Raw genomic sequence first — 13,143 nt, forward strand, 5'->3', positions numbered from 1 at the left:
TGGGAGTTTTCATACAAAGAGCTAAGTAATATCAAGCCTTTTATTCAGGAAACTGGTGTTTTATATCGAGCTGCTTCTGCCAATCCCCTGATTTCATCAAGCCTTTTGTTTTTCAGATGCTGTATGATTTTACTTCCGACCACAACTCCATCCGACACAGCAAGAAACTTCCGGACGTGAACTGGTGTTGAAATTCCGAATCCCGCAAGGACAGGTACACTGCAAATCGTTTTCAAATCGGCCAGATGATTCATTACAGGTGACTGGAAGTCTTTCACAGCCCCTGTAGTCCCATTGATCGTCACTGCATATAGAAAGCCTTCAGTTGCTTCTGCAATTTCCTTCAACCGCTTTTTCGAACTGGTCAATGAGGCAAGCTGTACCAGGGCTATATTCTTATCCCTTATAAAAGGTGACAGTATGTCTTTATGTTCCAAAGGTAAATCAGGGATGATCAGTCCATCGACTCCTGCCTTTGAACAATCTTCAGCAAGTGCATCCAATCCATACTGCAGGACGGGATTGAAATAGGTCATGAAAAGGAGGGGGATGCTGATTCTTTTCCTCTCGTTCTTCAGGACCTCAAGGATCCCTGAAAGCGTGGTGCCATTTTGCAGCGCCCGTTTCCCCGCTTCCTGTATGACCGGCCCGTCAGCTGCAGGGTCTGAGAAAGGAATGCCGATTTCAATAGCGGACGCCCCTGCCTCCTCAAGAAAGCACAGCTGGTTAATGAGATTTTCAAGTCCCCCGTCGCCTGCCATGATATAAGGAATGAATATGCCCTGCCCTTTTGCTCGCAAGTTATTTAAAGATGCCTCAAGAAATTCTTTACCCATGTCGATGTCCTCCTATTCTTGACTTGACTGTCTCTACATCCTTATCGCCTCTGCCAGATAAGCAGATAATGATACTCTCATCAATCTTCATTGAGGCAGCGAGCTTAACTCCATAAGCGACAGCATGAGAGGATTCCAAGGCTGGTATTATCCCTTCTTCCACTGAAAGCAATTTAAATGCATCCAGTGCTTCTTCATCAGTGACTGCAGAATACGAGACGCGTCCGGTTTCTTTTAACAGGCTGTGTTCGGGACCGACCCCTGGATAATCCAGACCCGCTGAAATTGAATGTGCTTCCTGTATCTGTCCATCCCCATCTTGAAGGACATACATCATTGCTCCATGAAGGACACCCAATGACCCCTTTGTCATAGTGGCTGCATGTTTTGCTGTATCGACTCCTGCTCCTGCAGCCTCTACACCATACAAACTTACGTCCTCATCGTCTATGAAAGGGTAAAACATCCCCATTGCATTGCTTCCGCCGCCTACACAGGCAACAACGGCGTCCGGAAGAGTGTTTTCTTTTTGCATGAATTGTTTCCTTGTCTCACTGCCAATTATGCTTTGAAAATCCCTGACCATCTTAGGGAATGGGTGCGGACCCAGCACCGATCCTATGATGTAGTGAGTGTCCTCGACATGAGAAACCCAATAGCGCATTGCTTCGTTTACTGCATCCTTAAGTGTTGCACTGCCTTGTTTGACACTGATGACTTCCGCACCAAGGAGCTCCATCCTGAACACATTTAATTTCTGCCGCTGGATATCTTCCTCGCCCATAAAAATGACACAGTCAAGATTAAGCAGAGCGCATACTGTGGCAGTTGCCACCCCATGCTGTCCTGCACCTGTCTCGGCCACGATTTTCCGTTTCCCCATTCTTAATGCAAGGAGTGCCTGACCGATCGTATTATTGATTTTGTGGGCACCAGTATGGTTAAGGTCTTCCCTTTTCAAGTAAATCTTTGCCCCGCCTGCACGTTTGGTAAGATTGGCTGCTAAGTATAAAGGGGTTTCCCTGCCGATATATTCTTTGAGGTAATACTTAAGTTCCCGCTGGAACTCCGGATCCAAAACAGCATTTTCGTAAGCTTCATTCAGCTCCGCTACTGCTCCCATCAGTGTTTCCGAGACAAATTGTCCTCCAAAACGGCCAAACAGCCCTTTTTCATCTGGTTGAGTATAGATCATTGCCCTTCCTCCTTCTTATTTTCTGATTGTTTTCACTATCCTGATAAACTCTTTTATCTTTTGCACATCTTTCATTCCGTTCACCTCGACTCCGCTCGAAACATCGACCATATATGGATTCACATCCATAATGGCATGTCTGACGTTCTCAGCATGTAACCCTCCGGCCAGGATCAATTGTTTGTTCAATGAAACTTCCTTAAGATATGACCAGTCAAATGTCGTGCCGTTTCCCCCTCTTGCTTCACCATGGCCGCTGTCGAAGAGAATGAACCTCCCGGGGAATTCCCCGCATCCATTTAAATCTTCTTTTCCCTGAATCGAAAGTGCTTTATATGAGGGGACGGTAAGGGAGTTCATGAAATCGGCCGTCTCATCACCGTGCAGCTGTACATAATCAAGCTGTACTTGAGCCGCTATTTTTTCTATTTCTGTCCGGCACTCATTGACGAATACACCAATTTTCTTTACAGAGCTTGGAATGCTGTCACTAATCTCACGCGCGGATGCTATTGATACCTTTCTCCTGCTGTCTGCAAAAATGAACCCTATGGCATCTGACCCGGCTTCAACAGCGGCTCTGGCATGTTCCACTGTTCTGATTCCGCATACCTTCACTTTAACCAAGCAAAGCATCCTCCTTGCAGACAGAAAACGATCTGATTGCTTTTCCGGCGTCCCTGCTGATCATGAGCGACTCGCCGGCAAGAATCCCTTCAGCTCCCGCCCTTGCAGCCCTGATTGCATCTTCCCTTGATTTGATCCCGCTCTCACTGATAACCACACTATTTTTACCATTCATTAAAGGAGCGAGCCTTTCGGTATTCGCCAGATCCACCTGGAATGTCTTTAGATTCCGGTTATTGATTCCAATGATTGCTGCACCAAGGGCTGCCGCTCTTTCACCTTCATCCTCATCATGTATTTCCACCAGCACCTCCAGGTCCAGTGAAACAGCATACCGGTATAACTCTTCCAGCCTTTTCTGAGTCAATGCGGCAACAATCAATAGAATGATATTTGCACCTGCATCTTTTGCTCTGTCTATCTGTATTTCATCGATAAAGAAATCCTTGCATAACAGCGGAAGATCGACCTCACGCCTCACCGCTTTAAGATCTTCTATCGACCCTTTAAAAAACCTTTGATCGGTCAGTACAGAAACGGCTGCCGCTCCTCCGTCCTCATATCGTTTTGCCTGTTGAGCGGGTTCTGCAGCTGAAGCGATCTCCCCTTTTGAAGGTGAAGCGCGTTTGATTTCTGCTATGACCCTTAGTTCTTTCGAAGAGAGCAGAGAATCAGCTAATTTATGTTTTCCTTCCCTGTAGAGGTTCGCTTGTTCATAGCCTATCTTTTTTAATTGAGCAACCTCCTGCTTTTTCTGTTCAATGATTGTTGTCAAAATATCCGCCATTTTACATAACCTTCTTTCTGCTTCGCTGGGAATATTCAACTGTCTGCTGCAGCTTCTCATAAGCTGCACCGCTCTGGATGGATTCTCTTGCCAATTTCACACCTTCCGCAACGGTTGTGGTCCTGCCGTTGGCAAATAATGCGATGCCCGCGTTGAAAATCACTGTATCCAGATAAGGTCCCTCTTTTCCTTTCAGGACTTCCAAGAGGATTTCCGCATTTTTGAGCGCATCACCTCCGCGGATTGTGTCATTTGAGTAGACAGGGAGGCCTGCTTCATCAGGATGGATGATGAGTCTTGATGTCTTTCCATTTTCAAGCAGGACCAAATGATTTTCTCCAGCCAGCGAGGCCTCATCCATGTAACCCGCCCCATTCAAGACGACGGCCCTCTTCCTGCCCAATTCATTTAATACTAAAGCCATGGTACCGAGCATATCCCGCCTGTAAATCCCTAATAATTGTGTATCTATGTTAATCGGATTTGTCAGAGGGCCGATCATATTAAAGATTGTCGGAACCTTTAATTCCCCCCTTACTTTCATGATTTTCTTTAACCTTGTATGGACGTTGGGGGCATATAGGAAGGCGAGCCCGTTCATCTCCAGCATCTCGTTGACTTCACTGCTGGTAAAGTCCAGTCCGACCCCTAAGTGATCAAGTACATCCGAGCTCCCGGTCCTGCTCGATACACTGCGGTTGCCGTGTTTTGCAACCTTCACTCCTGCGCCGGCTAATACGAACGCCGTTGTGGTACTGATATTAAAGCTTTGGGAGCCATCCCCGCCTGTTCCGCAAATATCCATTACATTTTCTACAGGAGCTGCTTGAAAGTCTGCCCGTTCACGAAGGAGTTCTACAAGCCCCGTAATTTCCTTCACCGTTTCCCCTTTCATTTTCAAAGCCGTCAGGAATGAGGCGACTTCGCTTTCACTCGTCTCTTCTTGCAGGAGAAGGTTCACGGCTGCTTTCATTTCTCCTTTTTCAAATGAGGTCCCTTCAAATAATTTCTGAAGAAATTCTTTCATTTCTCTCTTCCTCCTTCAAATCGATAAAGTTCTTAAGCAATTTCTTCCCAAGTTTCGTTCCAATGGACTCAGGATGAAATTGGACGCCGTAAACAGGGTACTGAAAATGCTTCATGGACATGATTTCGTTATCGTCCATTGAAACGGCACAAGTTGTAAGGACCGGGGGAAGGGAGTCTTTCCTGACTACAAGAGAGTGATACCTCATCACTTCAACCGGCTGCGGGATATATTGAAACAATCCGGCATTATTGTGTTTGATCTGAGAGGTCTTTCCATGTTTGATCTTCCCTGCCCTGACTACTTCACCCCCAAAAGCTGCTGCGATTGCCTGGTGCCCAAGACACACTCCTAGAATTGGCGTTTTATTATAAAACTCACGTATTATTTCGATGGATATCCCTGCGTTCTCTGGCCTTCCGGGCCCAGGGGACAAGACAATGCCCGATGGATCCATTTCAAATACTTCTTCAATTGCCAGCTCATCATTACGTTTTACAAGTACTTCCTCCCCAAGCTCGGATAGATATTGATAGAGGTTATAGGTAAACGAATCATAGTTATCGATTAACAGCATCATTTTGCCACCTCGATCAGCGCTCTCGCTTTGTTGAGTGTTTCCTCGTATTCGGATTCAGCCTTTGAGTCGTAGACTACGCCGGCTCCTGCCTGAACATAAGCATGGCCATCCTTGATCACCATCGTCCGGATTGCCAGTGCCAAATCGATATCTCCATTCACTGAAATGTATCCGACTGTACCGGAATACACACCTCGCTTGCAGTTTTCCAGAACGTTGATGATCTTCATGGCTGCAATTTTCGGGGCACCGCTTACTGTGCCGGCCGGGAGACAAGCAATTACTGCATCAATGCTTGTAAGCGAAGGATCAAGGGTACCTTCCACCTCCGAAACAAGGTGCATTACGTATTTATATCTTTCAACAAGCATGTACTTTGTCAAAGATATGCTTCCTATCCCGCAGACCCTGCCAAGATCATTTCTTGCCAGGTCAACCAGCATCCTGTGTTCGGCAATTTCCTTTTCGTCATGGACCAATTCCCTCTCGAAGCCGGCATCTTCATCCTCATCACTGCCTCTTCTCCTGGTACCGGCAATAGGATTGGAAATAACTTTCCTGCCATTCACTTTAATAAAGCTTTCGGGCGAAGTCCCCAGTACAACATAATCTTCAAAATCAATATAAAACATATATGGGGACGGGTTTGTCTGTCTCAGCTTTCTATATATACTGAAGGGTTCTCCTGTGTACTCTGATTTAAAACGCTGTGATAACACAACCTGAAATATTTCACCATTGATAATTTCTTCTTTCGCCTGATTAACCATTGAGACGAATTGTTCCTGAGTCACCTGAGCTTTGAAATCAAGCTCTCCTTTATCCGATTCATCCTGGACAGTGTCCCTCTGGCATAGCATTTCCTGCATTTCATCAAGCGCCTTTTCCGGAAGTTGATCAGCATTTCCATTGAACCCTTGCAGAACCAGCAGAATCACCTTATTCTCCAAATGATCAAAGATGATGGTTTTTTCATAAAACATTAGGTGTATATCCGGCATTTTCAATGAATTACCAGGAATGTCCCCGATATCTTCAAAGTGGCGGATATTATCATATCCTATATAGCCTACAGCACCGCCGGAGTAGGGAAAGCCCTGCTTCATTCCTTTTGTGTCTGCAAAAAGCATCTTCAGCCTGTCAAATGGATTTCCCACAGAAGCGGCAGAGGTCCCTGTCATATGATTCAATTCTGTTATTTGGCTGCCGTCTGCTTTAAACTCAAAAAAGGGGTTGCTTCCAAGGAAAGAATACCTTCCTGCCTTTTCATGTTTCAGGGAACTTTCCAGCAAAAACTTCTTTTGCCCGCCAAGCTTCTTAAAAACACTGATCGGGGTCAACTCGTCTCCATTCATCTCTCTAGTGTGAACTCTAATCTGTCTCGTCTCATTCATTCTCGTCTCCTCCTCTTACTTTGGTGACAGGCACGACCCGGTTTTTGTCGATTAAAAAAAGTCCCCCACAAAACAGGTATACTGTTTCATGGAGGACGATTGGAATCGCGGTGCCACCTCGCATTGAAGTTCATGAAGAACTCCCGCTTTTTCAGGTACAGGAATGCTGGTCATTCCGATACCCTATCCTTTTAACGGAGGAATCCCGGGCTGCCCTACTAAAATGTTCAGGCGGCCTCTCACAAGTCCATTCGGTACTGACCCTCGTGCCGGATTCTCATCACCGCCGGCTTTCTGTAACGATTTTGTCTATACGTACTACTCTTGTTCAAAGATTTATGGATATGTCGTTTTTTTCCTTACGCTTAGAAACTGTATACTGGCAGTCCCCAATTCAAAGAAATTTTTCTTTGAATTGGGGACTTTGATAAGCTGTAAAAGGGGCTTTTAGAAATAAAAAAGGGTCCCCCATCCTCAAAATAAGGACGGGAGACCCGTGGTGCCACCTTCGTTGACTGTAAAACAGTCCGCTTAGCCATATCAGAGACCTTTGATTCTCGAATATGTGTCCCTTGTATCGATGAGACATTCGTCAAAGCCTACTCTCACATGAAGTGATTTCAGTTTGAAGGCTCAGAAGTCCATTCACATCCATGACCACGCTAGTTCGCACCATCCACTAGCTCTCTGAAGTGATCATCGGAAGCTACTCCTCTTCATCAACGCCGTTCCGTTCTTTAATTGTTTTCTATCTTAATACGAAGAAAGGGGTGAAGTCAATAGGTAATTATCAGAATTTTTATGTTTTACAGCGGGCCGATTTTCTTGTTTAATGTTCCCTGCTGCCTGCTTGGAAATGTTCCAAGCTGCAGTCAAGGCAGTTTTCGCTGAGATTTCTCAGCATCATTTCATATATTTCGATGTATATTTACTCAATGCAGTCAGCGGCCAGATATAGTTATAACTATGATAATGAATATAAAAGGTTCCCGGAAGCCCCGCACCTGTCGGATACGCCGTTCTCCAGTCAGCAGACTGCAATAAACCAAGCAGCGCCTCCATACCCCGGTCGATTTCCTTTGTAGGATAATCACTGGTGGAAATTAAAGCATCCAGGGCCCAAGCCGTTTGGGAAGGCGTGCTTGCACCCAGGGGAATATATCTCTTCTCTTTGTCACTCCTGCAAGATTCACCCCAGCCGCCATCATTGTTCTGGATATCCAGGAGCCACCTTTTCGCCTTCTTAATCGTTTTATGATTATCATTGATGCCTGCAGCTTTCAACCCTGTCAACGCGGCCCATGTCCCATAAATATAGCAGATTCCCCATTTCCCATACCAGGATCCGTCCCTCTCCTGATTATTGTTCAGCCAATCGACCCCTTTTTCTACCGGTTTATTGCCAAGCTTCCAACCAGCGTGGTTTCCTAGAAACTCAAGTGTCCTGCCTGTGAGGTCTGCAGTGGATCTGTCAAGCGCAGCATCTTCTGCCCCGTCCATCGGAACCCAGGATAATATTTCTTTCTGTTTATTTTTTTCAAACGCCGGCCAGCCTCCGTCCTTATTCTGCATGGATAGAACCCATTCCACGCCGCGCTTCCAGTTAAGGGCTTTTTCTTCCTCTTTGACAGAAGAAGCCTTCAATGCCCTTAGTGCTGCCGTAGTATCATCTACATCCGGGTTAATAGTGTTGCTTTGTGAGAAACCCCATCCACCTGCTTCTGCCCCTGGGGCTTCCGAAGACCAATCGCCTTTCTTTGTGTGCTGATGATCGATAAGAAACTTCCCGGCTTTTCTAATTTGCGGGTGGCTGCCGCTCACTCCTGCATCCTGCAATGCATGGCATATGAGAGCTGTATCCCAGATAGTCGATGGCGAATTTTGAATATGAGGATGCCCTTCCCTCCTGCACTGATGGGAAATCATCGACTGGATCGCCTGGATTATTATTGGATGATTCTTTGGATAACCTTGTGACAAAAGAGCAAAGATCATGTAGAAGCTGGAGCTGAAATAACTATATAAACTTCCATCAGGTTCAATTCTTGACAACATGTAATTCAGGGCATTTCTTTTGGCAGCTGAATGTAAGTCTACTGGAACAGATGATAAGGCATCTATTCCATTTTTCACGCAATCAATGAATGACCTTTCTTCTTCCCGGAATAGGTATGGAGCTTCTTTATCAACCAGCAAACCGGACATGTCTGGAGTGGAGGTTTTTTTACGAGTGAATCTTTCGCTCTTCAGAAGCAGCATCGGAGCAAGATGAACTCTTGCATATGCACTGAAATCCATAAAATTCAGGGGGAAATAGGATGGAAGCAGTATCAGTTCAACCGGAACAGGAAAGAAGCGATTCCACGGATATTGCCCATGGGCGGCGAGCATGAATTTCGTCATGGAATGGACCCCGTCCAGTCCCCCTTTTGAAAGAATATACCCTTCTGCTTTCATCATGTTGTGATCTTTTTCATTCACAATCCCACTCCATAGCAGCGCAAAATAGGCTTCAACTGTAGCAGATAAATTCCCATCTTTTTCATCTCTGTAAATCTTCCAGCAACCTGCTTCGTCCTGCTGAGCCAACAACCTTTGGGAAAGCTCCTTTACCATTCCTTCTTTTTTTATTCCCAATGACCTGATCAGCACAATCATATAGGCATCAGTCATTAAGCTGTTTTCAAAACAGTACCTCCATGCCCCATCTTCATCCTGCCTTTCCAGTAAGCCCTGTTTCAAGCGTGATAGTTCTGCAATCATTGAGGTTCTCACCTTTACACCGCCTTTAGCGCAGGTTCATACCTTAATATATTCAAAGACTGAGAGGGCATTCAGGAAGTTTTTCTTCATAATTTCATGAATTATACACAACTGCACCTTTCAGGAATTTATTGGAATTGTATAATATTAGTAAGGCACTTGATTAAGGGAGGTATAATTATGGTCGAAACAAAAGTCAAACCCAAGAAGAGATGGCCGCTTTTTCTTGCCCTGACAGCAATTGTGGTCATAAGCAATATTTCAGTCTATACTCTGGATGATATTCCTGAAAAAATGGCGATTGGCTCCATTGTTGACCTTATGATTGTCATCCCTTTGATGGCTTACTTCTTCATCATAAGGGGAAATCACTCCTCAAAAGCTCTTTCCCTGGTAATCGCTGCAGGATATGGTACTGCATGGCTGATCATACCGAATGAACATCTCACCTCAGTCCCATTCTTTAAATATATTTTAATCGCAGCAGAGGGAGCTTTCATACTATTCGAGGTGTATATTGCCCTTCACCTCATTAAAGCAGTCCCAAAGGTATTGGGCCACTTAAAAAAGCTTAATTCCGATGGAGGGGGTGACCTTTTTCCACACCGTTTGGAAGCAGCCATTCAACAGCATATGTCTGCACCTCTTTTCGTAAGGATTTATTTAACAGAAATCAGCCTGTTTTACTACAGCTTATTTTCTTGGAAGAAGAATACGGTTAGCACTTCAAACACTTTCACGATCCATCAAAGAGGAAGCTCCATCGCCCTTTATGTGATGTTGATACATGCTGTCGTTATTGAGTCAATCGGCCTTCATTATTTTCTTCATCAATGGAATCCGATCATATCATGGTTCCTATTATTCCTTAACATATATACGGTATTATTTTTCCTTGCTCAAATACAGGGCATCCGTTTGAATCCAGTCCGTATAACAGGGAAAGAGCTGGTCATCAGGATCGGTTTTGCCAGCAGGATCACTATCCCGCTGACAAATATAGCGTACATCACTCCCTATGAAGGGCCAGGAAAGCTTAGTAAAGACCAGGAGAAGAGAACTTTCCTGGCAGTCGCTCCTGACTTCGTGCCTGAGAAAGCACAGCTCGCGATCAAATTGAAAGCTCCACAGACGGCTCACTATGTTTATGGTTTAACAAAAAATGTACATCAAGTGCATATCAGACTGGATGATCCGGCCGCTTTCCGAACCTCTCTTCAAGAAAAGCTGAATAATGAAAAGTGAGACTTCTAATTTCCAAGGCTGCCTGTCTTACATGGCAGCCTTTTGTTCCGGCTTTTTTCCGTGAATTTTTCTGCAGTGGAAGTGAAACATGCATCCTCATGCCAAAGGAAAGAACATTCAGGACAACATATATTCCTCTGTGGTGTTTTTCAATACTCCTCATTCTATTCAAAAACATCTCTATGTTAAGATGAAAGTAATAATTCAGAATGTTTTTAGGATTGGAAGTGAATTTCTTTTGAAATATACGATTCATCCTTTAGGTGATTCTGCTTTAATAGTAGAATTTCTGTTGACTGATGCTGAAAAGTGCTTGAATGCTGTTACAGCCTTTACCCTTGCTTTGTCGAGGCGAAAGAACAATGCCATCATCGAAGCGGTCCCGGCATTTAAAACAGTAACTGTCCACTTTGATCCATTAAAAATCAGTTCAAGTTCACCATTCAATGTACTTAAGGATATCTTGGCTTATGAAATAAATGCGTTAAAAATGCTTGAGGATTCCTCAAGCAAGGATGTCTTGTCTATACCGGTCCTGTACGGAAAACATGCCGGCCCGGACCTTTCTTTTGTCGCTGATCATAATTCTTTGGATGAAGCCAGTGTGATCGAATTCCACAGCAGCAGAATTTATTCGGTCGCTTTCCTTGGTTTTTCACCAGGATTTCCATTTTTGAGCGGGATGGATCCTGCCATTGCTGCGCCCCGAAAAAAAAATCCACGTGTACGGATTGAGGCTGGCTCTGTGGGTATCGCAGGCAACCAAACAGGTATTTATCCACTTGCCTCACCAGGTGGATGGCAAATCATAGGGAAAACCCCATTGAAATTATTCGACCCGGATACTCCCGGCAAGCCGGCACTTCTCTCACAAGGAGACAAAGTAAGGTTTTATTCAATTACGGAAAATCAATTTAAAGAAATGGAGGAAAGCTGAATGGGTTTTTCTGTCGAAAGGAGCGGTCTTTTAACAACGATTCAGGACGGGGGCAGAATTGGCTACCGTGATATCGGCATGCCTGTCAGCGGACCGATGGATGAACTTGCTTTTCGCATGGCCAATCTTTTAGTAGGAAACGCCGAAGGTGAAGCTGCAGTCGAAATCACCTTGCAGGGCCCAGTCCTCCAATTCACCAGTCAAGCCATCATAGCCATTTGCGGAGCGGACCTGAATCCGTCCATTAATGATGAACCGGTTTCGAGTAACAAACCTTTACAAGTGCGCAGGGGCGATGTATTGCGGTTTGGAGTGGCAGAAAGAGGATTGCGGGCGTATATCTCATTTAAAGGCGGAATGCAGGTCAGCAAACAGCTGGGCAGCAGCAGCACAAATACACTTGCGAAAATCGGTGGATATGCGGGGAGACCCTTAAAAGCAGGAGACAAAATAAATTTAAACACAGAAGAGCCTGGTGGATCCACGATTCCGTGGTCTTTATCTCCCTCTCTATTCTCTTATCTTGGTAAAAAAGAAGTCAGGGTCATCAAAAGCACCCAATGGGACTGGTTTACCGAAGAAACCCAGATCAGCTTCTTGTCCAAGGAATTCATGATTACTCCTGAATCAGATAGGATGGGATACAGACTGAGCGGTCCGCCCCTTCGAATGAAATATTCCCAGGAGCTCCTAACAGAAGGCATCACCAAGGGAACTGTGCAGGTTCCAGCCAGCGGTCAGCCAATAGTCCTCATGGCGGACAGCCAGCCTACTGGCGGATATCCAAAGATATCAAACATCATTACCGCAGACCTGCCTGTCATTGCCCAAAAAAAGCCTCACGAAACAGTCACATTCAAAGAAGTGACATTAGAAGATGCTTATAAAGCATTACGAAACGCAGAAAATGATATCAAACTGGCGGCAGCTGCTATCCGCTTGAAAACACAGCGGGGCTGACATCCTGCTTCACTTTACCTACTAAAGGAGGAGAATGGTACATGCAAATCGATTTAAACTGTGATTTAGGAGAAAGTTTTGGAGCATTTGTAAAAGGAAATGACCAAGGAATTCTTAAAAGAATCACCTCTGCCAACATTGCATGCGGCTTTCATTCAGGAGATCCCCAGGTCATGTTGAAGACTGTCAAACTGGCTTTACATAACGGAGTAAAGATCGGAGCCCATCCTGGATACCCGGATCTCCAAGGGTTTGGACGGCGTCATATCGAGATTCCGCCGGAAGAAATTTATGCTTTGGTTTTATATCAGATTGGCGCTTTGAGTGCCATAGTCCGCTCACAAGGAGGACAATTATCTCATGTCAAACCTCACGGTGCCCTTTACAACCGGGCAGCAATTGATATAGACACAGCGAATGCAATTGCACAGGCCACAGCAGACTATGATCCGGGATTATGCTTGTATGGGCTTGCCGGATCAGAACTGATTACTGCTGGAAAAAAAGCAGGATTGAAGACCGTCAACGAAGTTTTTGCTGACAGAACGTATCTAAGTGACGGCACTCTTACGCCGCGGTCACAGGAAGGGGCTGTCATCCACAGTGATGAGCAGGCTCTGGCACAGGTGATACGGATGGTCAAGGAACATAAAGTAGTGAGCCTGGATGGAATCGAAATCGATATCTTACCGGAATCGATATGTTTACACGGTGACAACGAAAAGGCACTGGATTTTGCCGAAAAGATAATAGAGGCATTAAAGCAGGCAATATGAAAGCTGGTCTTTTTTC

Annotated in this window: 13 protein-coding genes and 2 other annotated features; of the genes, 4 read left to right on the forward strand and 9 right to left on the reverse strand. The window is 45.1% G+C overall.

The genetic code is table 11. The features are described from left to right. Positions 1 to 44: 44 nt before the first annotated feature. The 9 genes from trpA to shc form a co-directional block, all read right to left on the reverse strand. Entirely contained in the window at positions 45 to 836 is a 792-nt protein-coding gene (trpA, locus tag D3H55_RS08400; RefSeq protein ID WP_119546459.1) for a tryptophan synthase subunit alpha, read from the reverse strand. Further along, positions 829 to 2,031 carry a tryptophan synthase subunit beta gene (gene trpB / locus D3H55_RS08405; RefSeq protein WP_119546460.1) on the reverse strand — a complete coding sequence of 401 codons (1,203 nt, stop codon included), beginning with the start codon at positions 2,029 to 2,031 and terminating at the stop codon, positions 829 to 831. Before trpB ends, trpA begins: the two co-directional genes overlap by 8 nt. Positions 2,032 to 2,046: 15 nt before the next feature. Further along, positions 2,047 to 2,667 carry a phosphoribosylanthranilate isomerase gene (locus D3H55_RS08410; protein ID WP_119546461.1) on the reverse strand — a complete coding sequence of 207 codons (621 nt, stop codon included), beginning with the start codon at positions 2,665 to 2,667 and terminating at the stop codon, positions 2,047 to 2,049. Then, complete coding sequence (gene trpC, locus D3H55_RS08415) at positions 2,651 to 3,445, reverse strand: indole-3-glycerol phosphate synthase TrpC (protein WP_119546462.1); 795 nt, start codon at positions 3,443 to 3,445, stop codon at positions 2,651 to 2,653. Before trpC ends, D3H55_RS08410 begins: the two co-directional genes overlap by 17 nt. 1 nt (position 3,446) lies before the next feature. Next, a complete protein-coding gene (gene trpD / locus D3H55_RS08420) occupies positions 3,447 to 4,472 on the reverse strand; it encodes an anthranilate phosphoribosyltransferase (RefSeq protein ID WP_119546463.1) in 1,026 nt (341 codons plus the stop codon). Then, entirely contained in the window at positions 4,444 to 5,052 is a 609-nt protein-coding gene (locus D3H55_RS08425; protein ID WP_119546464.1) for an anthranilate synthase component II, read from the reverse strand. The genes trpD and D3H55_RS08425 overlap by 29 nt, the downstream gene beginning before the upstream one ends. Then, positions 5,049 to 6,446, reverse strand: coding sequence for an anthranilate synthase component I (trpE, locus tag D3H55_RS08430; protein WP_119546465.1), 1,398 nt, complete (start codon positions 6,444 to 6,446; stop codon positions 5,049 to 5,051). The genes D3H55_RS08425 and trpE overlap by 4 nt, the downstream gene beginning before the upstream one ends. After that, entirely contained in the window at positions 6,439 to 6,570 is a 132-nt protein-coding gene (locus tag D3H55_RS25190) for a hypothetical protein (RefSeq protein WP_276310215.1), read from the reverse strand. Before D3H55_RS25190 ends, trpE begins: the two co-directional genes overlap by 8 nt. Continuing rightward, positions 6,535 to 6,787, reverse strand: a binding site (T-box leader). (Overlaps the previous gene by 36 nt.) A gap of 137 nt (positions 6,788 to 6,924) precedes the next feature. Beyond that, positions 6,925 to 7,178 (reverse strand) — a binding site (T-box leader). Positions 7,179 to 7,349: 171 nt separating this feature from the next. Further along, positions 7,350 to 9,209 carry a squalene--hopene cyclase gene (gene shc, locus D3H55_RS08435; protein WP_119546466.1) on the reverse strand — a complete coding sequence of 620 codons (1,860 nt, stop codon included), beginning with the start codon at positions 9,207 to 9,209 and terminating at the stop codon, positions 7,350 to 7,352. A 180-nt stretch (positions 9,210 to 9,389) separates the two neighbouring features. Between shc and D3H55_RS08440 the strand changes: the two genes are divergently transcribed. The 4 genes from D3H55_RS08440 to D3H55_RS08455 all read left to right on the forward strand — a co-directional run bounded on the left by D3H55_RS08440 (position 9,390) and on the right by D3H55_RS08455 (position 13,127). Beyond that, positions 9,390 to 10,454 (forward strand): hypothetical protein, encoded by a 1,065-nt coding sequence (locus D3H55_RS08440; protein WP_119546467.1) that lies wholly within the window; start codon positions 9,390 to 9,392, stop codon positions 10,452 to 10,454. 238 nt (positions 10,455 to 10,692) lie between these two features. Next, the gene (gene pxpB, locus D3H55_RS08445) at positions 10,693 to 11,391 is read left to right on the forward strand and encodes a 5-oxoprolinase subunit PxpB (RefSeq protein WP_168413007.1); all 699 of its coding nucleotides are present in this window, start codon (positions 10,693 to 10,695) and stop codon (positions 11,389 to 11,391) included. After that, the gene (locus D3H55_RS08450; RefSeq protein WP_119546469.1) at positions 11,392 to 12,351 is read left to right on the forward strand and encodes a 5-oxoprolinase subunit C family protein; all 960 of its coding nucleotides are present in this window, start codon (positions 11,392 to 11,394) and stop codon (positions 12,349 to 12,351) included. It begins immediately after the preceding gene. Positions 12,352 to 12,392: 41 nt separating this feature from the next. Continuing rightward, a complete protein-coding gene (locus D3H55_RS08455) occupies positions 12,393 to 13,127 on the forward strand; it encodes a LamB/YcsF family protein (protein ID WP_119546470.1) in 735 nt (244 codons plus the stop codon). Positions 13,128 to 13,143: the final 16 nt, after the last annotated feature.

Origin of the sequence: Bacillus salacetis (genome assembly GCF_003581585.1) — a bacterium.
Taxonomy (GTDB): Bacteria; Bacillota; Bacilli; order Bacillales; family Bacillaceae_B; genus Rossellomorea; species Rossellomorea salacetis.

Excerpts from the sequence above, each read along its gene's own strand:
- trpA (WP_119546459.1), bottom strand. The coding sequence starts at position 836 with ATGGGTAAAGAATTTCTTGAGGCATCTTTAAATAACTTGCGAGCAAAA.
- trpB (WP_119546460.1), bottom strand. The coding sequence starts at position 2,031 with ATGATCTATACTCAACCAGATGAAAAAGGGCTGTTTGGCCGTTTTGGA.
- D3H55_RS08410 (WP_119546461.1), bottom strand. The coding sequence starts at position 2,667 with ATGCTTTGCTTGGTTAAAGTGAAGGTATGCGGAATCAGAACAGTGGAA.
- trpC (WP_119546462.1), bottom strand. The coding sequence starts at position 3,445 with ATGGCGGATATTTTGACAACAATCATTGAACAGAAAAAGCAGGAGGTT.
- trpD (WP_119546463.1), bottom strand. The coding sequence starts at position 4,472 with ATGAAAGAATTTCTTCAGAAATTATTTGAAGGGACCTCATTTGAAAAA.
- D3H55_RS08425 (WP_119546464.1), bottom strand. The coding sequence starts at position 5,052 with ATGATGCTGTTAATCGATAACTATGATTCGTTTACCTATAACCTCTAT.
- trpE (WP_119546465.1), bottom strand. The coding sequence starts at position 6,446 with ATGAATGAGACGAGACAGATTAGAGTTCACACTAGAGAGATGAATGGA.
- D3H55_RS25190 (WP_276310215.1), bottom strand. The coding sequence starts at position 6,570 with ATGCGAGGTGGCACCGCGATTCCAATCGTCCTCCATGAAACAGTATAC.
- shc (WP_119546466.1), bottom strand. The coding sequence starts at position 9,209 with ATGATTGCAGAACTATCACGCTTGAAACAGGGCTTACTGGAAAGGCAG.
- D3H55_RS08440 (WP_119546467.1), top strand. The coding sequence starts at position 9,390 with ATGGTCGAAACAAAAGTCAAACCCAAGAAGAGATGGCCGCTTTTTCTT.
- D3H55_RS08450 (WP_119546469.1), top strand. The coding sequence starts at position 11,392 with ATGGGTTTTTCTGTCGAAAGGAGCGGTCTTTTAACAACGATTCAGGAC.
- D3H55_RS08455 (WP_119546470.1), top strand. The coding sequence starts at position 12,393 with ATGCAAATCGATTTAAACTGTGATTTAGGAGAAAGTTTTGGAGCATTT.